Genomic DNA, 22,351 nt, shown 5'->3' on the forward strand with positions numbered 1-22,351 from the left:
AGATCTGCCCCATGCTCCAGCCGTCGAACAGGAGGTGGTGCGCTGTCCACACCAGCACGACCTCGTCACCGGACACCCGGACGATCGTGGCGCGCATGAGCGGCGCGGTGCGCAGGTCCAGTTCCTCCTGGCCGGGGATGTCGCCGTCGGTGTAACGCACCGGGACGGTGGCGCGGGAGTACACCACCTGCAACGGTTGCTCGACCCCTTCCCACACGGGTGCGCTGCGCAATGCGGGCGTGCGGTCGACGACCCGTTGCAACGCCTTCCCGAGCGCCAGCGGGTCGGTGACACCGGCCAGCCGCAGACAGGACCGGTTGTGGTAAGTGTCGCTGTCGACGAGGCTGTGGAACAACATGCCTGCCTGCAGCGGGGTGAGCGGGTAGATGTCCTCGACCGCGCGGCTCGCGATCCGGTCGACCTGGTCCTGCGTGAGCCGGGCGAGCGGGAAGTCGGACGGCGTGCGGCCGAAGGCGTCCGGATGGGCGCAGTGTTCGACGATTTCCCGCAGCGCCACCATCATCCGCTCAGCGAGGTGCCGCACAGTCTGCTCGTCGTGCACGTTCTCGCTGTAGTGCCAGGTGAGTTCGAGCTCGCCATTCGCCACGAGTCCCGTGACGTCGATCAGATAGGTGCGCGGCGATTCCGGCGTGATGTCCTGGCCCGTGTCGTCGCGCCCGCCACCGCCATCCCACTGGCCGTGGTAGTTGAAGCTGATCCCCGGCTGGGGCGCGTCTCGCAGTTCCCCGTGGAGATAACGGAGTGCGCCGTAGCTCAGGCCGCGGTGCGGCACCGCCCGCAACTGCTCCTTGATGGACTTGATCGTCTCGGCCCAGCCGTCCGGGACGGTGAGGGTCAGCGGGTACTCCGAGGTGAACCAGCCGATGGTCCGGCTGAGGTCGGCGCCGTCGATGATCTCCTCGCGGCCGTGGCCCTCCATGCCGATGAGGACCCGGTCGCACTGCGTCCACTCGGACAGGACCCGGCCGAGTGCGCTGAGCAGCACGTCGTTGATCTGCGTGCGGTAGACGTCCGGGACCAGGCGCAGCAGTGCATCCGTCTCGGCGGACCCGAGCTTGAGCGAGACCGTGTGCGTCGAACCTGCGGTGTTCGGACCGGTGTGGTCGACGGGGAGGCCGGCGTCGCCGATGCCTTGCCAGTACGGCAGATCGGCGGAGAAGTCGTGTTCGGCCAGGCGGCATGCCCACTCGCCTAACGAGGTGGTCGTGGGAGGCAGCGCCCGTCCTTCGTAGGCAGCCTGGACGTCTTCGAGCAGAATGCGCCACGAGACGCTGTCGATCACCAGGTGGTGCACGGTCAGCACCAGGTGGTTCCCGCGTAGCTCGGCCCGCAACAGCGGTCCGTTCTCGATGTCGAGCGCATGAGTTCCGAAGACGTCAGCGGTCTCTTCCGGAACGACGTCCTGCACGCCATCGCGGAACCTCATCCGCAACGCCTCGTGATGCGCGACGACCGTTCGCACGGCACGGCGCAGCCTGTCCTCGTCGACGTCCTGCGGCAGCTCCATGCCCAGCGACATCGTGAAGAGCCCGCTGATGCCCGAGTCGTCGAAGAACCAGCGCTGAATCGGGGTGAGCGGCGCCGGGCCCTCGACCGTGCGGTGCTCGATCGCTGCTACCGCGCCGGTGGGTAGGCCGGCGATCCTCTGGTGCAGGAAGATGTCCTTCGACGTCAGGCGCAGCCCGGCCTGGCGGGCGCGGGACACGACCTGGATGCTCAGGATCGAGTCCCCTCCCAGCGCGAAGAAGTTGTCCTCCACGCCGACCCGGTCGACACCCAGCACGTCGGCCCAGATCTCGGCGAGCACCCGTTCGGAGTCGGTGCGTGGTGCGGTGTAGGCGTCCTGCCGCAGGTCGGGTTCGGGCAACGCGCGCCGGTCGATCTTGCCGCTGGGCGTGAGCGGGACTGCGTCGATGGTGACGAAGGCGGACGGGATCATGTAGTCGGGCAGCAGGTCCTTGAGCCACGCGCGGCAGTCGACGGGTTCGGTCTGGACGGTGTAGGCGACGAGCCGGTTGTCGCGGGCGATCACCACAGCGTCGGTGATGGCGGAGTGTTTGCGCAGCGCGGTTTCGACTTCGCCGGGTTCGATGCGGTGGCCGCGGATCTTGACCTGGTCGTCGATGCGGCCGAGGTACTCGACAGTGCCGTCGGTGGTCCAGCGGGCGCGGTCGCCGGTGGCGTACATGCGGCTGCCAGGCGGGCCGAAAGGGTTGGCCGGGAACCGATCCGCGGTCAGCCCCGGCCGGTCGAGGTAGCCGCGGGCGAGTTGGGCGCCGGCTAAGTACAGCTGGCCGGGCACGCCGACCGGCACCGGGTTGAGCCGGTGGTCGAGGATGTGGGCTTGGAGGTTGGCGAGTGGTTCGCCGATGTGGGGTCGAGTGCCGGTGACGCGGCACGACAGTGCGTCGATGGTGCATTCGGTGGGGCCGTAGAAGTTGTGGCTCTCGGTCGTTGAGGTGGCCAGCTCGGTCCAGAGCGACTCGGTGAGTGCTTCGCCGCCGAGCATGAGGATCTGTGGCCGGTGGCTGAGCAGCCCGGCCGGGATGAGCTGTTGCAGCCAAGATGGTGTCAGGTCGAGGAAGTCGATGTGGTTCTGTCCGACGTAGCGGGCGAGGGCGTCGGCGTCGCGTCGGGTGTCGTCGTCGATGAGGTGGAGCTCGTGGCCGTCGGCCATGAGCAGTGGTCCTTCGAGTGAAGTGTCGAAGGAGAACACCGCGGTGGTCGCCACCCGCAGCCTGCCGCGGTCGGCGAGGAAGTCGTTGCGGTGGTTGAAGAGCAGGTTGACCAGGTTGCGGTGCTCGACCAGCACACCCTTCGGCACACCGGTCGAGCCGGAGGTGTAGATGGCATAGGCGGAGTTGTCCGGACGCAAGCCGGTCACCGGGTTGGTGTCCGGTTGTTCGCCGTGTTCGATGGTGTCGAGCACGACGGCCGGCTTGGCGTCCCCGAGCAGGAACCGGACCCGCTCGGGTGGCAGGGTGGGGTCGACCGGTAGGTAGACACCTCCTGCCTTGAGCACCGCGAGGAACGCGATGATCATCTCGTGGGATCGCGGGAGTGCCAGTGCGACGGTCTTCTCCGGGCCGACGCCGAGATCGATCAGGTGGTGGGCGAGCCGGTTGGCCCGAGCGTTGAGTTCGGCGAAGGTCAGCCGGATGTCGCGGAACACCAGCGCCGTCTCCTCCGGCGTCCGTTCGACCTGCTGCTCGAACAGCTGCGGGTAGGTCAGCGCGGGCACATCGAGTCGTACACCGTGTGCCACAACAACATCCGTGGGCAGAGCGGTCGTCGCCAGCGTGCGCTCGGGACGGCTCGTGACGGCGTCGAGGAGAGCGACGAGGTGGTTCGCCATCCGCTCGATGGTGCTCGCCTCGAACAGGTCGGTGTTGTACTCGATTGCACCGGACAACTGGCCGTGCTGCTCCTGGAACTCCAGCGACAGGTCGAACGTGGCCGACCGGCCCGGCACGTCGACCGGCTCGGCCCGCAACCCGGTGAACCCTGGCGTCTCGGGTGTGGCGTTGTGCAGCAACACCATCACGTCGAACAGCGGGTTGCGGCTCGGGTCGCGGTCGCGCTGCACCGCGTCGACCACCCGGTCCAGCGGTGTCTCGTCGTGCGCGAACGCGTCCAGCACGATGCCGTTCACCCGATGCAACAGCTCGCGGAACGTCAGCCGGTCGTCGACCTGCGAGCGCAGCACCACGGTGTTGACGAAGAAGCCGACGGTCCGCTGGACCTCCGGCCGGTTGCGGCCGGACGTGACGGTGCCGACCGCGACGTCGTCCTGGCCCGCGTACCGCGCGAGCAACACCTGGCAGGCCGCCACGAGACCGGCGAACAAGGTCGTGTCGGCGGACCTGGCCAGCTCAGCGAGGCGAGTGGTGACGCCGGCGGGCACCGTGAACCCGTGTGTCGCACCGTTGGACGTGCGCACCGCAGGCCGGGGCCGGTCGGTCGGCAGCTCCAGCGGTGCGACACCGGACAGCTGCCTGATCCAGTACGTCAGCGCCGCGTCGGACGGGCGCTTCCGTTGCCACGCCGCGAAATCCACGTACTGCACCGCGACCGCGGGTGGTTCGGTGCCGTTGTAGAGCGCGGCCAGTTCGTCCAGCAGCACGCCCATCGACCAGCCGTCAGTGACGATGTGGTGCGCGGTGAGAAGCAGGACGTGATCGTTCTCCGCGACGCGCACCAGCAGGGCGCGGAACAGCGGACCGTGCCGGAGGTCGAACGGCCGGGAGTACTCGGCCAGGAGCACCTCGTTCAGGTCATCGGTGAGGTCCGTGACCGGCACCGGCAGCTCGCCGGCCGGATGCACCACCTGCACCGGCTGCCCGTCCAGCTCGTCGAACGTGGCGCGCAACGACTCGTGCCGGGCGTACAGCGTCCACAGGGCATCGGTCAGTCGTGGCACGTCCAGCGCTCCGGACAGCCGCAGTGCCAGGCCGCTGTTGTATTCGGCGCCGCCGGGCTGGAACTCGTGGAGGAACCACAGCCGCTGCTGCGAGAACGACAGCGGTAGTGCGCCGGAGCGGTCGGCCGGCGCGATGGTGTCGGACTGCCCGTTTTTCCCGGCCAGCCTGCGCCGCAGCTGCTCCCGCAGGTCCTCCGGTAGCGCGGAGATGCGGCTCTGCTTCGATGACGGCATTTGTTCGCGTCTCCTTCAGAGTTCCGGTGTGTTGCCGTCACCGAGGGCAACCTGTTCCAGTTCCAGCAGGACCAGCTCCTCGACCAGCTCCGCGAGCGCGGCGACGGTCCGCGTGGCCAGCACGTCCCGCGGCGTCAGTGCCACGTCGAACACCGCCATCGCCTTCGACGAGACGTGCAGGCTACGGATCGAGTCGCCGCCCAGCGCGAAGAAGTTGTCCTCGACGCCGACCGGTGCCACGCCGAGCACCTCGGCCCAGATGCCGGCGAGCACCTGTTCGGTGTCGGTGCGCGGCGCCACGTACTCCGAGACCGTTGCACCGGTCGGGTCCGGCAGTGCTGACCGGTCGAGCTTTCCGTTCGGTGTCAACGGGAAGCTGTCGAGCAACACGAACGCCGACGGCACCATGTAGTCCGGCAGGGACTGTTCGAGGTGCGAACGCAGCTCCTCCACCGACGGATGGTTCCGCGACGGCACCAGGTAGGCGACGAGTCGCTTGTGCCCGTCGTCCTCGCGTGCGACCACGACGGCGTCACCGAACGCGCGCAGAAGAGCCTCGATCTCACCCAGCTCCACCCGGAACCCGCGGATCTTCACCTGGTGGTCGGTCCTGCCGACGAACATCAGCTCGCCGTCCGGCGTCCACTTGACCAGGTCGCCGGTGGCGTACATGCGCTCGCCCGGCGTTCCGTAAGGGTTGGGGAGGAACCGTTGTGCGGTGAGTCCTGGCCGGTTGAGGTAGCCGCGGGCGAGGCCGGCTCCGGCCACGTACAGCTCGCCGGGCACGCCGACGGGCACCGGCTGGAGATCACGGTCCAGCACGTACGTCCTGGTGTTCGGGACGGGTTTGCCGATGGGCGGAACACCGATCTGCGACAGCGGTCCGCTCCAGCTGGTGACCACAGTGGACTCGGTCGGCCCGTAGGCGTTGATCATGCGCCGGCCGGGTGCCCAGCGGTGGACCAGCTCGGCGGTGCACGCGTCACCGCCGACGACCAGCGTGCGGAACCGGGGAAGTGCGGCAGCAGGCACCGTCGCCAGCGCCGCCGGAGGGATCAGCGCGTGCGTGACCCCGAACCGCTCGATCACCTCGGCGAGGTGCTCACCGAGCAGCGGACCGGGTGGCGGCACGACCAGTGCCGCTCCCGCGGGCAGTGACATGCACAGTTCGAGCACTGAGGCGTCGAAGCTGGGGGAGGAGAACTGGAGAACGCGGTCGCCCGGCTGGACCTGGAAGTGGTCGATCTCCGCGGCGGAGAAGCTCGCGAGACCCTGATGGGTCACGACGACGCCCTTCGGCTTGCCGGTCGATCCCGAGGTGTAGATGACGTACGCGGGCTGTGCCGGCAGTGGCCGGACAGCGACCGGACCGTCCTCAGTGGAGTGTTCGGCGGCGGCGATCTCCTCGGTGACGACCAGCACCGGCTTGGCGTCGCCGAGCATGAAGGTGATGCGCTCCGCCGGGTAGTCGGGGTCGATCGGCAGGAGCGCCGCGCCGGTCTTCGCCACGGCGAGCTGGGCGACCACGATCTCGACCGAGCGCCGCAGTACCAGCGCGACGATGCGCTCGGGGCCTGCGCCGCGGAGGATCAGCCAGTGTGCCAACCGGTTCGCGCGCCGGTCCAGCTCGGCGTAGCTGATCCGGGTGTCGCCGGCGATCACCGCGGGCAGGTCCGGTGTCCGCGCGACCTGTGCCTCGAACAGCTCGGCCAGCGTGGCGGGCGCGACATCGACCGCGGTGTCGTTCCACTGGACGAGCAGCTGCGTCCGTTCGCTCTCGGGCAGTACCTCGACCTGTTCGCTGGGCAAGGATTCGAGCAGGTACACCAGATGCCCGGCCATCCGCTCGATGGTCGCCGCGTCGAACAGGTCCGGGTCGTAGCCCAGCTCGATCGACAGCCGCGCACCCGGACTGACCACCACGGTGAGCGGGTAGTTGGTCGTCTCGAACGCCTGCAGCTCCCGCAGCCGCAGCCCGTGCGTCTGCGCGGCCTCGTCGTTGATCGGGTAGTTCTCGAACACCACGATGCTGTCGAACAGGTTCACACCGCACCAGTTCTGCAGCTGCGCCAGCGACACGAAGTCGAACCTGCGCGCCTCGGCCTGTGCGTCCTGGAGCTTGCGCAGCCACTCCACGACGTCGCTGTCGCCGACCTGGACCCGCACCGGCAGCGTGTTGATGAAGATGCCGGTGATGTCGTCGACGCCGGGAATGTCGGCGGGACGGCCGGACACCGTGGCGCCGAAGCACACGTCGCGTTGCCCGCTGTAGCGCGACAACAGCAACGCCCACGCGCCCTGCACGACCGCGTTCAACGTCAGCTGCCTGCGCTTGGCGAACTCGTACAGCCCGCCTGGGTCCACATCGAGCACCAGCCATTCGGACGAGCGGGTGGTGTGGGTGGCGGCGGGCATCCGGTCGTACGGCAGGGCGGTCGGCGTGTCGAAGCCCGACAACACCTGCCGCCAGTGCGCCTCGGCCTGGATTTCGTCGCGACGGCTCAGCCAGTCGAGGTAGTCGCGGAACGCAGGGCGGTGTGGCAACGGCGCCCCGGCGTGCGCGGCGAACACGTCGGTCAGCACCTGGAAGACGCTCCAGCCGTCCAGCAGCACGTGGTGGAACGTCCACAGCACCTGCACCTCGTTGCCCGGCAAGCGCGCGAGCGTCACCCTCATCAGGGGCGCCTCGCCGAGGTCGATGCCTTCGGCGCGGTCGCGGGCGAGCAACGCCGGTAGCTCGTCCTCCCGGTTCGCGGTGGTCCAGTCGAGGTGGCGGACCGGCACGGTGACCGCCCGCCGCACCACCTGCAGAGGTGTGTCCTCCCAGACGATCTGGCTGCGCAGCACGGGTGTCTGGTCCACGACCCGCTGCCACGCCGCGGCGAGCACTCGCGGATCGGGCACCCCGCCGAGCACGAACGTGGCCTGCTCGAAGTACAGGCCCTGCTCGCCCTGCGACAACCCGTGGAAGACCATGCCCGCCTGCATGGGCGTGAGCGGGTAGACGTCCTCGACGTCCCGCCCGTCGCCGGCGATCCGGTCGACCTGCTCCTGGGTCAGCCCGGCCAGCGGGAAGTCGGACGGTGTGCGCCCACCGGCGTTCTGCTGCGCGCAGTGCCGGATGATGTCGCGTAGTGCGACAAGCATGCCCTCGGCCAGGTCGCCGATCGTCTCCTCCCGGTGCACGTTCGCCGAGTACGACCAGGTGAGCCGCAGGCAACCGTCCTCGACGGCACCCGCCACGTCGAGCAGGTGCGGCCGATGGGCGTCGGGGCTGATGTCCGAGTCCAGCGCGCTCGTCCGGCTCCAGAGCCGGTCGCCCGCCGAAACCCCGTCGAACTGCCGAGGTAGTTGAAACTGATCGACGGGAGTTGCGGGAGCACGGTGTCGGCGAGGTACCGCAACGCGCCGAAACCGAGGCCGTGGTGCGGCGCCGCGCGGAGCTGTTCCTTGGTGGACTTCAGGGTGGTGGCCCACTCGTCGGTGGTGCCCAGCGCGATCGGGAACATGGTCGTGAACCAGCCGACGGTGCGGGACAGGTCGATGCCGTCGAAGACGTCTTCGCGGCCGTGGCCTTCGAGGTCGACCAGAACGCGGTCGTGCCCGGTCCACCGGCACACCACCCGGCCGAGCGCGGCCAGCAGCACGTCGTTGATCTGCGTGCGGTAGACGCCTGGCACGTCCTGCAACAGGGCCCTGGTCTCCTCGGGCCCGAGGACCACGCTGATCGACCGCGCGGAGTTCAAGTCGTTGGCGCCGTGGTGATCGACCGGCAGCCCGGTCTGCCCCGTGACGCTTCGCCAGTAGTCGATCTCGTCGTCGAACCCGCCTGCGGTGACGTGCTCGGTCAGCCGGTGCGCCCAGTCGTGGAACGACGTCGTCTTCGGACCGAGGTCGACGGGCTCACCGTGAACGGCCTGGCCGTAGGCGGTGGCCAGGTCCTCCATCAGGATCCGCCACGAGACTCCGTCGACCACCAGGTGGTGCGCCGAGAGACGAAGCTCGTCCCCTGCCATGGTGGCGTGCAGCAACGGACCGGCGGCCAGATCGAACTCGCCGTCCTGCCACACGTCCGCGGGCTCGACCGGCACGTTGTACTGCCGCCAGCCGTCGTCGGTGCGGGTGAATCGGATGCGCAGCGCGTCGTGGTGCGCGAGCAACGCGTCCAGCGCGGTGCGCAACGCGGCTTCGTCCACGTCCGGCACCAACGTCAGCGTGACCGACTGCTCGAACCGTTCCGGCCGCACCGGGTTCACGGTGAAGTACCAGTGCTGGATCGGCGTCAGCGGCACGTCACCGACCACGGGTCCCTGGTCGATCCGGGCGGGCTCGGTGGTGGTGGCGTGTGCCGCCAGCGCGGCGACCGTCCCGTGCCGGAACAGGTCGCGCGGGGTGAGGCCGAGGCCGGCCTGCCGGGCGCGGGACACGACCTGGATGCTGAGGATCGAGTCGCCGCCGAGCTCGAAGAAGTTGTCCTCGACACCGACTCGTTCGGCGCCGAGCACTTCGGCCCAGATGCGTGCGAGCACGGTCTCCGCCTCGGTCCGCGGCTCTGTGTAGCCGGTACCGCTGTCCCAGGTGGGTTGGGGAAGTGCGCGGCGGTCGAGCTTTCCGTTGCGGCTCAACGGCAGCTCGTCGAGCGTGACGATCGCCGACGGCACCATGTAGTCCGGCAGCGCAGCGGCGACGTGGTCGCGCAGCGCCGCGGTATCGGCGTCAGTGACGACGTAGGCGACGAGTCGCTTGTGGACACCGTCGGCGACGACCACCACGTCGCGGACATCGGGGTGCGCGCGCAGCACGGTCTCGATCTCGCCGAGCTCGATGCGGAAGCCGCGGATCTTGACCTGGTGGTCGGTGCGGCCGACGAACTCGATGACGCCGTCGGGCCGCCACTTCACGATGTCGCCCGTGGCGTACATCCGCTCGCCAGCCAAGAGCGGGTTGGCGATGAACGGGTTGGCGATGAAGCGCTGCGCGGTGCGGCCGGGTTGGCCGAGGTAGCCGCGTGCCACCCCGGCGCCCGCGATGTGCAGTTCACCGGCGATGCCCGGTGGCACCGGCCGCAGCCGGTTGTCGAGCACGTAGACCTGCATGTTGTCTTGCGGATGGCCGATGGGGATGACGTCCGGGACCGGTTCGCTGATGGTGTGGTGGGTGGCGAAGGTGGTGGTTTCGGTGGGTCCGTAGCCGTCGACGACGGTGATGCCGGGGCAGGCGTCGAGTACTCGGCGGACGGCCGTGGCGGGGACGATGTCGCCGCCGGTCCACACCTCGCGGACGCCGCTCAGGCAGTCGGGTGCGTCCTGGGCGATCAGCCGGAACAGTCCCGCGGTGAGCCACAAGCCGGTGACGTCGTGCTGCTGGATCACCCCGCGCAATGTGTGCACGTCGAGATCCTCGGGTGGTGCGACGACGACTTGGCCGCCGTGGAGAAGCGGCACCCACAGTTCGTAGGTGGAGGCGTCGAAGGCGAGTGGTGAGTGCAGTAGCACGCGTTCGTGTGCGCCGTTGCTGAAGCAGCGGTCGTGTGCCAATGCGACGACGTCGCGGTGCCGGACAGCCACGCCCTTGGGTGTGCCGGTGGACCCCGATGTGTACATGACGTAGGCGAGGTTGTCGGGATGCAGCGGCACATCCGGAGCCTTGTCGCACACATCGGATCCGATGACCACTGTGCGTCCACTGTGGACCAGTCGGCTGACGTCATCGGTGACCAGCACCGGCGCACCCGCTTCGGTGAGCACCAGTCGCATGCGGTCGGCCGGTGCGCGGACGTCCAGCGGAACGTAGGCACCACCGGCCTTGACGATGGCCAGTTCCGCGACCACCACGTCGATCGAGCGGTCCAGGAGCAGACCGACGGGTTGGTCGGGGCGGACGCCGGCGCTGATCAGCCGGTGGGCGAGGTGGTTGGCGCGGGCGTCGAGTTCGCGGTAGGTCAGCGACTCGTCGCCGCGTACGGCGATGGCGTCCGGAGTGCGCCGGACTTGTTCGGTGAACAGAGCGGGCAGGGTGGCGCCTGGTACGTCGTTCGCGGTGTCGTTCCACGCCACGAGCACCTGGTGCCGTTCGGCGTCGGTGAGCAGCGCGAGCTCGTCCACCGGCAGGGATGGGTCCTCGGCGATGCCGGACAGCAGCATCTCCAGGTGCCCGGCCATCCGTTCGACAGTCGTGACGTCGAACAGGTCCGGGTCGTGGTCGAGCGTGACCGACAACGCGTCGCCGGGCGAGACCACGACGGTGAGCGGGTAGTTCGTCGGCTCCAGGTCCTGCACCTGGCGCATGTGCAGGCCGTGCGCGGCGAGCGCGTCGGCGTCGAACGGGTAGTTCTCGAACACCACGATGCTGTCGAACAGGTTGGTACCGCGGGAAGTCTGCAGCTGCGCCAGCGACACGAAGTCGTACCGGCGTGACTGCGACTGGGTGACCTGGATGTCGTGCAGCCACGACAGGACGTCCCGCGCACCGTCGACGAGCATCCTGGCCGGCACGGTGTTGATGAACATGCCCACCATCGACTCGACGCCGGGCAGGTCGGCAGGGCGGCCGGACACGGTGAGGCCGAACACGACGTCGCGCTCACCGCTGTACCGCGACAGCAACAGGCCCCACGCGCCCTGCACGGCCGTGTTCACCGTCAGGCCGTTGCGTGCGGCGACTTCACGCAACCGCGCGGACTTCTCAGGTGACAGCGTGACCCGGACCCGTGCGGTGGACCGAGTTCGGTGTGCCTCCACCGGCTGACGGTCGAACGGCAGCGAGGTCGGCTCGTCGAAGCCGGACAGCACCTCGCGCCAGTAGGCCTCCGCCGCCTGCTGGTCCTGCTCGCCGAGCCAGCGCAGGTACTCGCGGAACAGCGGCCGTGCCACCTGCCGTGCCGCGCCACCTCGGGTGAGCGCGGTGTACTGCTCACACACCTCGCCGAACACCTGCGCGGCGCTCCAGCCGTCCAGCAGCACGTGGTGGAACGTCCACACCAGCAGGATCTCGTCGTCCGGCAGCGTGATCACGGTCAACCGCATCAGCGGCGCCGTGCCGAGGTCGATCCCCGCGGCGCGGTCGCGGTCGAGCAACGCCGCCATGTCACCGTCCGATTCGCGCCAGTCGAGGTGGGCGGTCGGCAGGTGCACGGTGCGGCACACCACCTGCAGCGGCTCGGGCACTCCGTCCCAGACGACCCGGCTGCGCAGGATCGGCGTCCGGTCCACCACCCGTTGCCACGCGACGCCGAACGCGTCCGGGTCGCGCACGCCGCACAGCCGCAGCCGCACCTGGTTGAGGTAGGCGCCACCGTCGTCGACCAGACCGTGGAACACCATTCCCGCCTGCATCGGTGTGAGCGGGTAGATGTCCTCGACGTCGGCGTCGGCCAGCCGGTCCACCGCCTCCTGGTCGAGCCGGGCGAGAGGGAAGTCGGACGGTGTGCGTCCACCCGCGTCCGGTCCGGCGCAGTGTTCGACGATGTCCGCGAGCGCGGTGACCAGCTCCCCGGCCAGCCGCCGCACGGTGGACTCGGCGTGTATTTCCCTGCTGTGGTACCAGGTGAACTCCAACTGTCCGTTGTGGAGGAAGCTCACCACGTCCAGCAGGTGTGCGCGGGCTTCGTCGGGGTGGCGTCGCCGCCGAGTCCGCTCAGCCTGCCCAGGTGGTTGAAGCTGACCTGCGGTGCCTGGTCGAGCACGGTGTCCGTGAGGTACCGCAACACGCCGTAGCCGAGACCGTGCAACGGGATGGCCCGCAAGTCTTCCTTCACGGTCTTGAGCGCCTCGCCCCAGTCGTCGAACGTGCTCAACACGACCGGGAACAGGGTGGTGAACCAGCCGACCGTACGCGAGAGATCGACGCCATCGAGGAACTCCTCGCGGCCGTGCCCCTCGAGGTCGACCAGCACGCGATCGTGCCCGGTCCACCGGCACAGCACCCGGCCCAGCGCGGTCAGCAGCACGTCGTTGATCTGCGTGCGGTAGACGCCTGGCACGTCCTGCAGCAACGCTCGTGTCGTCTCGGCATCGAGCCGCACCCTCACCGTGCCCGTGGTGGCGATCGTGTTCGCGCCATCGCCGTCGACCGGCAGCGTGGTCTTGCCGCGCACCGACCGCCAGTACTCGACCTGGTCGTCGAACCCACCTGTGCGCGCATGCTCGGTGAGCCGGTGCGCCCACTCGCGGAACGACGTGGTCTTCGGGCCGAGGTCACCGCCGCGGTACGCGGTCTCCAGGTCCTCCAGCAGAATCCGCCACGAGACACCGTCGACCACGAGGTGGCGTGCGACCAGCCGCAGTTCGTCGCTGGACCGCACGACGTCGAGCCCGCCGCCCACCGGTGGGTTGTGCTGACGCCAGCCTTCCTCGGTGCGTTCGAACCGCATGCGCAATGCGTCGTGGTGCGCCACGAGGACCTCGACGGCCCGGCGCACGGCGTCCTCGTCGAACTCGACCGGCACGGACTGGGTGAACTCCTCGGGCCGCTCCGGGTTCGTGGCGAGGTACCAGCGCTGGATCGGGGTCAGCGGCACCTCGCCGGTCACCGCGTCCTGTTGCGCGGTCACCGGCGAGGTTTCCGACAGGCCCACGACCAGCGCGGCGATCGTGGGCCGCTGGAAGATCTCGCCCGGCGTCAGGTTCAGCCCGGCCTGGCGGGCGCGGGACACGACCTGGATGCTGAGGATCGAGTCGCCGCCGAGCTCGAAGAAGTTGTCCTCCACCCCGACCCGGTCGACGTCGAGCACCGCCGCCCAGATCTGCGCGAGCGTGTCCTCCCGTGCCGAACGCGGTGCCACATAACCGGAGCCGGACGTCCAGTCCGGCCTGGGCAGCGCCTTCCGGTCGAGCTTGCCGTGCACCGTGAGCGGCAGGCGGTCCATGGCGACGAACACCGACGGGACCATGTAGTCCGGCAGCATCCCGCTAAGGAACTCCCGCAGGCCGGAGGTCTCTCCGACCACGTAGGCGACAAGACGCTTGCGTTGCGCGTCGTCGTGCAGCACGACGACGACCGCCTCGGCCACCCGGTCGTGGCAGGTCAGCGCGGCCTCGATCTCGCCGAGCTCGATGCGAAAGCCGCGGATCTTGACCTGGTGGTCGGTGCGGCCGACGAAGATCAGTTCGCCGTTCGGTGTCCACTTGACCAGGTCGCCGGTGGCGTACATGCGCTCGCCCGGCGTTCCGTAAGGGTTGGGCAGGAAGCGTTGTGCGGTGAGTCCTGGCCGGTTGAGGTAGCCGCGGGCGAGGCCGGCTCCGGCCACGTGCAGCTCGCCGGGCACGCCGACGGGCACCGGCCGGAGTTCGTTGTCCAGCACGTAGACCCTGGTGTTGCGGATGGGTGTGCCGATCGGTGGCGTGCCGCCCGGTGACAGTGGCGCGCTCCAGCTGGTGACCACTGTGGACTCGGTCGGGCCGTAGGCGTTGATCATGCGCCGGCCGGGTGCCCAGCGGTGGACCAGCTCGGCGGTGCAGGCGTCACCGCCGACGATCAGTGTGCGGAACGAGGGGAGATCGGTGTCGGGCACGGTGGCTAGCGCCGCGGGCGGGATCAACGCATGCGTGATCGCGTTCTCCGCCAGCACGTCGGCCAGTTGCTGACCGACGAGAGCACCGCGTGGTGGCACGACCAGCGCCGCTCCCGCGGGCAGTGACATGCAGAGTTCGAGTACGGAGGCGTCGAAGCTGGGGGAGGAGAACTGGAGGACGCCGTCGCCGGGCCGGACCTGGAAGTGGTCGATCTCGGCCGAGGAGAAGCTCGCGATGCCCTGATGGGTCACCACGACACCTTTTGGTCGGCCGGTCGATCCCGACGTGTAGATGACGTACGCCGGATGCGAGGGCAGCGGCCGGACACCGGTTGGCTCGTCCACTTCGGACAGATCTGCCTCGGCGAGGGTGTCCGCGGTGAGCACGAGGACGGGCTTGGCGTCGTCGAGCATGAACGTGATGCGCTCGGCCGGGTGGTCGGGGTCGATCGGCAGGAACGCGGCTCCCGCCTTCAGGACGGCGAGCTGCGCGACGACGATCTCCACCGAGCGCGGCAGCTGGAGTGCGACGATCCGTTCGGGGCCCGCGCCGTGGCGGATCAGCCAGTGTGCCAACCGGTTCGCGCGCCGGTCCAGCTCGGCGTAGCTGATCCGGGCGTCCCCGGCGATCACCGCCGGGAGGTCCGCGTCCGCGTGACCTGTGCCTCGAACAGCTCGGCCAGCGTGGCGGGCGCGACATCGACCGCGGTGTCGTTCCACTCCACGAGCACGCGACGCAGTTCGTCGCCGGTCAGCATGGGCAGGTCGAGCACCGCGCGCCGGGGATCGTCCACGATGTCGCCCAGCAGCATCAGCAGGTGGCCGGCGAGCCGTGCCACCGTGTCCCGATCGAACAGGGCCGGGTCGTAGCCGAACGTGAAGCCGAGCTCGTCGCCGGGGTAGGCGACGACGGCGAGCGGGTAGTTGGTGACCTCGATGCCACCCAGCTCGCGCACACCGAGCCCCGCGGCCGGGTAGTTCTCGAACGCCACGATGCTGTCGAACAGGTTGACCCGCTCGGGCAGGCCGGTCCAGGTCCGCATCCGGTTCAGCGGAACGTGTTCGAACCGCCGTGCCTCGCTCTGCGCGGCCTGCAGCTCCATCAGCCACGACCGCACGCTCTGTCCACTGTGGGCGTCAACGCGCACGGGGATCGTGTTGATGAACAGGCCGACGATCGACTCGACCCCCGGCAGGTCCGTGGGACGCCCGGACACCGTCGCGCCGAAGCAGACGTCGCGCTGGCCGCTGTACCGCGACAGCAGCACCGCCCAGGCGCCCTGGACGACGGTGTTCACGGTGAGCCCGTTGGTCTGCGCGAACTCGCGCAGGCCGGTAGACCGCTCGGACGGCAGGTGCACCCGCACGTACTCCGTGGACTCGGCGCTGTGCGTGTCCATCGGCTGCCGGTCGTACGGCAGCGCCGTCGGCTCGGTCAGGCCCCGCAGCACGAGCTGCCAGTGGTCGTCAGCAGCCTGCTGGTCCTGTTCTCCCAGCCAGGTCAGGTAGTCGCGGAACGGGCGCCGTGCAGCCGGCTCGCCGCGCAGCACCTCGGACAGCACCAGGAACAGGCTCCAGCCGTCGAGCACGACGTGGTCGAAGGTCCACAGCACCTGGACCTCGCCGCCGGGCAGCCGGGCCAGCGTGACCCGCATGAGCGGTGCCCGGCCGATGTCGATGCCCTCGGCGCGGTCACGGGCGAGCAGCGCCTGCAGTTCCTCGTCCCGGTCCGCCTCCGTCCAGTCGAGGCGGACGATCGGCACGGTCGCGGTCCGCCGCACCACCTGCAGCGGCTCGTCCACGCCCTCCCACACCACGTGTGAGCGCAGCACTGGTGTCCGGTCGACGACCCGTTGCCAGGCCTCGCTCAGCACGTCGACATCGCCGTCGACGACGAAGGTGATCTGCTGGAAGTACGCCACCGATCCACGGCGTGCCATCCGGTGGAACACCATGCCCGCCTGCATCGGCGTGAGCGGGTAGACGTCCTCGATGTCACGGCCGTCGCCCGCGATCCGGTCGACCTCCTCCTGGTCGAGACGCGCGAGCGGGAAGTCGGACGGCGTACGCCCGCCGGTTCCCGGCCGCGCGCAGTGCTCGACGATCTCCCGGATCGCGCCGATCATCTCGTCGGCGAGGCGGTGCACCGTGGCCTGCTCGTGCACCTCTTCGCTGTAGAACCAGGTGAACTCGAGACAACGGTCGTCGACCCGGCCCACGACGTCGAGCAGGTGCGGCCGTGCCGCGGCCGGGTCCGCACTCAGCTCCAGCTGCCCGTGCAGCCCGCGGTAGAGCCCGCCGGTGGACAGGTCGAAATGGCCGAGGTAGTTGAAGCTGACCTGCGGTGCGCAGCTTCCGCCGATCAGGCCGTAACCGACGCCGCGCCGCGGCACGGCACGCAGCTGTTCCTTGACCGACTTCAGCACCGTGCCCCAGCCGGCACCGGACACGTCGAGCGTGACCGGGAACATCGCGGTGAACCAGCCGACCGTGCGGGAGACGTCGCCGAGGAACTCCTCACGTCCGTGTCCCTCGAGCTGCACCTGAACGCTGTTCCTCCCGGTCCACCCCGACAACACGCGGCCGAGCGCGGTGAGCAGCACGTCGTTGACCTGCGTGCGGTACGCGCCCGGCACGTCCTGCAGTAACGCCCTCGTCTCGGCGGCGTCCAGCCGCACGGTGACGGCTCGGGTCGACGCGACGGTGTTGGCGCCCGTGCCGTCGACGGGCACCGGCAACGGCTCCATGTCCGCCCAGTACTCGCGTTCCTCTGGCAGGACGGGCAGCTCGGTCAGGTGGCGCGCCCAGTCGCGGAACGACGTGGTCTTCGGGCCGAGGTCACCGCCGCGGTACGCGGTCTCCAGGTCCTCCAGCAGAATCCGCCACGACACGCCGTCCACCACCTGGTGGTGCGCGGCGAGGAACAGCACGGTGCCGTTGAAGAGCGCGGCCTTGAGCAAGGGGCCTGTGCCGAGGTCGAAGCTCGCGTGCACGGCGTCCGCCGCAGTCCGAATGTCGTCCACAGTGGACACCGTCAGCACGTCGGAGTCTGTGACAGGGGCGTTGTACTGCACCCACTGCCCGTCGACCTGCCGGAACCGCATCCGCAACGCGTCGTGGTGGTCGAGCAGCGCCCGCAGTGCCGCACGCAGGGCCTGCTCGTCGACGTCGCCGGTGAGCTCCAGGAACAGCGCCTGGTTGAAGTGCTGCGGCCGCCCGGTGTTGGTCTCCAGGCCCCAGCGCTGCATCGGGGTCAGCGGCACCGGGCCGGTGACCGGGCCCTGCTCGGTCCGCTCCGGTTCGACCGGGGTGAGGTGAGCCGCCAGCGCGGCGATGGTCTGGTGCAGGAAGACGTCCTTCGACGACAGGCCCAGCCCGGCCTGCCGTGCCTTCGACACGACCTGGATGCTGAGGATCGAGTCGCCGCCGAGCTCGAAGAAGTTGTCGTCGACACCGACTCGTTCGGTGCCGAGCACGTCGGCCCAGATCCGTGCGAGCACGGTCTCCGCCTCGGTGCGGGGTGCCACGAAACCGGCGTCGCTGTCCCAGGTCGGTTGGGGTAGTGCGAGGCGGTCGAGCTTTCCGTTGCGGCTCAACGGCAGCTCGTCGAGCGTGACGATCGCCGACGGCACCATGTAGTCCGGTAGCGTCTGCGACACGAAACCGCGCAACTGAGGGGCCGAAGGCGTCACACCCGGCGCTGCGACCACGTACGCGACCAGTCGCTTGTTCCCGGACGTCTCCTGGACGACAGCCACCGCCTCGGCGACCGTGTCGTGCCGCAGCAGCGCGGCCTCCACCTCACCCAGTTCGATGCGGAATCCGCGGATCTTCACCTGGTCGTCCGTGCGGCCGAGGTACTCGATCTCGCCGGAGTTGGTCCACCGCACCACGTCACCGGTGCGGTACATGCGCTCGCCGGACGAGAACGGGTTGGCGATGAAACGTTGCGCGGTCATGCCAGGCCGGTTGCGGTAGCCCCGCGCCAGGCCGCGACCGCTGAGGAACAGTTCACCCGGCACACCGATGGGCACAGGCCGCAGGTGGTCGTCGAGCACGTAGACCTGCATGTTGTCTTGCGGATGGCCGATGGGGATGACGTCCGGGACCGGTTCGCTGATGGTGTGGTGGGTGGCGAAGGTGGTGGTTTCGGTGGGTCCGTAGCCGTCGACGACGGTGATGCCGGGGCAGGCGTTCAGCACTCGCCGCACGGCCTGCGCGGGCACGACGTCGCCGCCGGTCCACACCTCGCGGACGCCGCTCAGGCAGCTGGGAGCGTCTTGGGCGATCAGCCGGAACAGGCCTGCGGTGAGCCACAGACCGGTGACGTCGTGCTCCTTGATGACGTGGCCCAGCGAGTCGGCATCGAGATCGATCGGCGGGGCGACGACCACTTGGCCGCCGTGGAGGAGTGGTGCCCAGAGTTCGTAGGTGGAGGCGTCGAAGGCGAGTGGTGAGTGCAGCAGTACTCGTTCGTGTGCGCCGTTGCGGAAGCACCGGTCGTGTGCCAGGGCGACTACGTCGCTGTGCCGCACAGCGACGCCCTTGGGGGTGCCTGTGGAACCCGACGTGTACATGACGTAGGCGAGATTGTCCGGGTGTAGTGGCACGGCCGGGTCTGTGTCACACGCGTCGGACCCGATGACGACTACATGTCCACTGTGGACCAGCCTGTCGGCGTCGTCGGTGACCAGCACCGACGCACCCGCTTCGGTGAGTACCAGTCGCATGCGGTCGGCCGGTGCGCGGACGTCGAGCGGAACGTACGCACCACCGGCTTTGAGGATCGCCAGCTCCGCGATCACCACGTCTGCTGAGCGGTCGATGAGCAGGCCGACGGGCTGGTCGGGGCGGACGCCGACGTCGATCAGCCGGTGCGCGAGGTGGTTGGCGCGGGCGTCGAGTTCGCGGTAGGTCAGCGGCTCGTCACCGCCTACGGCGATGGTGTCCGGGGTGCGCCGGACTTGTTCGGCGAACAGGGTGGGCAGGGTGGCCTCCGGTACGTCGTGTGCGGTGTCGTTCCACGCCACGAGCACCTGGTGCCGTTCGGCATCAGTGAGCAGCGCGAGCTCGTCCACCGGCCGGGACGGGTCCTCGGCGATGCCGGACAGCAGCATCTCCAGGTGCCCGGCCATCCGCTCGACGGTCGCGGCGTCGAACAGATCGGTGTTGTACTCGATCGCGAGGTTCAGCCCGTCGCCCCTGGGCAGGAACTCGATCACCAGGTCGAACCGGGCCGACGGCCGCGGCAGGTCGTGTTCGCGGATGTGCAGACCGTTGATCTCACGTGGGTGGACCGTCGCGTTCTGCAGCACGACCATCGCCTGGACCAGCGGGGTGCGGCTGGGGTCGCGTTCCGGCGCAAGCGCCTCGACCAGCTGGTCGAACGGCAGCTCGTCGTGCGTGAACGCTTCCAGCACGGTTTCCCGCACCGCGGCGAGAAACTCGTCGAACGTCTCCGATCCATCCACAGTGGACCGCAGTACGACCGTGTTCACGAAGAACCCCGCCAGTCGCTCCAGCTCCGCGCGGTTGCGGCCGGAACTGGCCGTGCCGACGGCGATGTCGCGCTGGCCGCTGTAGCGGGCCAGCAGGACCTGCACCGCCGCGATGAGCGTCATGAACAGGGTCGCGCCGCGTTCGCGGCTCCCGGTCGTCAGCGCCCGCACCAGATCGGCGCCGAGGTCACGGCGGTGCACCGCGCCGGCGGTGGTCCGCAGACGTGGCCGCGGCCGGTCGGTCGGCAGGTTCAGCACCTCGAGCCCGGCCAGCTTGTTCTCCCAGTAACGCAGGTGTTCGGTCTGGTCCGTCAGCCGCTCGCGCTGCCACACCGCGAAGTCCGGGTACTGGATCGTCAGGGCGGGCAGCTCGGCGCCCGCGTAGAGCTCGGCCAGTTCGTCCACCAGCAGCGACACCGACCATCCGTCGGTGACGATGTGGTGCTGGCACAGCAACAACACGTGCTCGGCCGGCGTGACCCGGACGAGGACGGCCCGCGTCAGCGGTCCGCGCCGCAGGTCGAACGGGCGGCGCAGCTCGTCGGCGAGCACGTCGTCCACCGCGTCGGCCGTGGTCGCCTCGACCACGCGCAACGGGATGTCACTCGTCTCGGCCACGAGCTGCACACCTTGACCGTCGATCGAGTCGAACGTCGTGCGAAGCGACTCGTGCCTGCTCACCAGCGCGTCGAGCGCCGAACGCAGCGCGACGAGGTCGAGCGGTCCGGAGAGCCGCAGACCGACGCCCGTGTTGTACTCGACGCCGCCCGAGGTGAGATCGTCCAGGAACCACAGCCGTTGCTGCGCGGGAGAAAGCGGCAGCGTCATCCCGCGGGGTGCACGGACGATCCGGTCCTCGTCCGCTGTGGACAGTGGCGCGGGCAGCAGTTCGGCGAGCGCGCCGAGGGTGCCTGCGTCGAAGATCGTCCGCAGGGTCAGGTCGACGCCGAAGCAGGCGCGCACCCGTGACAGGACCTTGGTGGCCAGGATGGAGTCGCCGCCGAGGCCGAAGAAGTCGTCGTCGACACCGACCTGGTCGATGCCCAGCAGCTCCGCCCAGATGCCGGCCAGCAGCCGTTCGGAGCCGGTGCGCGCCGCCGTGCGGCCGGCGGTGAATGCCGCGCCGGTCGGCTTCGGCAGGGCCGATCGGTCGAGCTTTCCGTTGGGACTCAACGGAAAGCGATCAAGGAGCACGAACGCCGACGGCACCAGGTGACTCGGCAGGCGGTCGGCGACGAACCTGCGCAGTTCGTCGGGTGACGGCCGCTTTCCGTTGGCCGGAACCAGGTATGCCACCAGCCGCTTGTGGCCGTCGTCCTGCCGGGCGAGGACGACGACCTCGCCGAACGGGCGCAGCGCCGCCTCGATCTCGCCGGGTTCGACCCGGAACCCGCGGATCTTGACCTGGTGGTCGGTGCGGCCGACGAACTCGAGCTCACCGTTCGCGTTCCAGCGAACCAGGTCGCCGGTGGAGTACATGCGTTCGCCCGGCGCCCCGTACGGGTCGGCGATGAACCGGTCGGCCGTGAGTCCTGGGCGGTTCAGGTACCCGCGGGCGAGGCCGATGCCGCTCACGTGAAGCTCACCGGGCGTACCTACCGGCACGGGGGCGAGGTTCTCGTCGAGGACGTGGACCTTCGTGTTCCAGATCGGTCTGCCGATCGGGGGCACGCCGCCCGGCGACAGCGGGTCGCTCCACGTCGTGACCACCGTCGACTCGGTGGGGCCGTAGGCGTTGATCATGCGGCGGCCCGGTGCCCACCGGTCGACCAGGCCGGCCGGGCAGGCGTCGCCGCCGACGATCGGCCCGCGGAAGCACGGGAGATCGGCGGCGGGCACGGTGGCCAGCGCCACCGGCGGAACCAGGGCGTGCGTGATCCGCTGCTCGGCCAGCACGTGTGCGAGATGCTCACCGAGCAGTGGTCCCGGTGGCGGGACGACCAGCGCCGCTCCCGCGGGCAGTGACATGCAGAGTTCGAGTACGGAGGCGTCGAAGCTGGGGGAGGAGAACTGGAGGACGCCGTCGCCGGGCCGGACCTGGAAGTGGTCGATCTCCGCGGCGGAGAAGCTGGCGATGCCGCGGTGGGTGACGACGACGCCCTTGGGTGTGCCCGTCGATCCGGAGGTGTATATGACGTAGGCGGGGTGCGCGGGCAGCGGCCGAACGCCGGTTGGCCCGTCCTCTGTGGACAGTGCTGCCGCCTCGACCAGGTCATGGTCGACCACCAGAACGGGTTTGGCGTCACCGAGCATGAACGCGATGCGCTCCGGCGGGTAGTCCGGGTCGATCGGCAGGTACGCGGCACCGGCCTTCAGCACGGCGAGCTGTGCCACCACGATGTCCGCGGAGCGCGGCAGTGCCAGTGCGACGATCTTCTCGGGACCCGCGCCGCGGCTGATCAGCAGGTGTGCCAGCCGGTTCGCCGCCGCGTCGAGCTCGGCGAAGGTCAGCTCCCCGCCGGGATGGATCACCGCAGGAGCCTCCGGCCGCGTCCGCGCCTGCGCCTCGACGAGTTCGGCGAGCGTGGCCCACGGGACGGGACGATCGGTGCCGGTGCATGCCTCGACAGCGGGCGGAGCGAAAGTGTCGGGAGAAGCCATTGATGGCAACACCTTTCAGCGCGCATGCGGCGGCACGGCGGATTGATCGCGGGACCGCGATTAAGG

General features: G+C 69.5%; 4 protein-coding genes and 1 pseudogene. All 5 read right to left on the reverse strand.

The annotated features are described in order from the left end of the window. Positions 1 to 4: 4 nt before the first annotated feature. Positions 5 to 4,675, reverse strand: a pseudogene (locus FXN61_RS51640) (amino acid adenylation domain-containing protein); the annotation flags it as partial. 15 nt (positions 4,676 to 4,690) lie between these two features. Further along, positions 4,691 to 7,822, reverse strand: coding sequence for a non-ribosomal peptide synthetase (locus FXN61_RS51645; protein ID WP_281360367.1), 3,132 nt, complete (start codon positions 7,820 to 7,822; stop codon positions 4,691 to 4,693). After that, positions 7,732 to 12,255, reverse strand: a complete 4,524-nt coding sequence (locus FXN61_RS51650) for a non-ribosomal peptide synthetase (RefSeq protein WP_312877595.1) — start codon at positions 12,253 to 12,255, stop codon at positions 7,732 to 7,734. Before FXN61_RS51650 ends, FXN61_RS51645 begins: the two co-directional genes overlap by 91 nt. Further along, on the reverse strand, positions 12,252 to 14,819 hold the full coding sequence (locus tag FXN61_RS51655; protein ID WP_312877596.1) for a non-ribosomal peptide synthetase: 2,568 nt from the start codon (positions 14,817 to 14,819) through the stop codon (positions 12,252 to 12,254). The genes FXN61_RS51650 and FXN61_RS51655 overlap by 4 nt, the downstream gene beginning before the upstream one ends. Beyond that, positions 14,816 to 22,297, reverse strand: coding sequence for a non-ribosomal peptide synthetase (locus FXN61_RS51660; protein WP_446684932.1), 7,482 nt, complete (start codon positions 22,295 to 22,297; stop codon positions 14,816 to 14,818). The genes FXN61_RS51655 and FXN61_RS51660 overlap by 4 nt, the downstream gene beginning before the upstream one ends. Positions 22,298 to 22,351 lie beyond the last annotated feature (54 nt).

The organism is Lentzea indica (assembly GCF_012184385.1).
Taxonomy (GTDB): domain Bacteria; phylum Actinomycetota; class Actinomycetes; order Mycobacteriales; family Pseudonocardiaceae; genus Lentzea; species Lentzea indica.

Coding starts and splice junctions, on each gene's coding strand:
- FXN61_RS51645 (WP_281360367.1), bottom strand. CDS start 7,822: ATGCTTGTCGCACTACGCGACATCATCCGGCACTGCGCGCAGCAGAAC.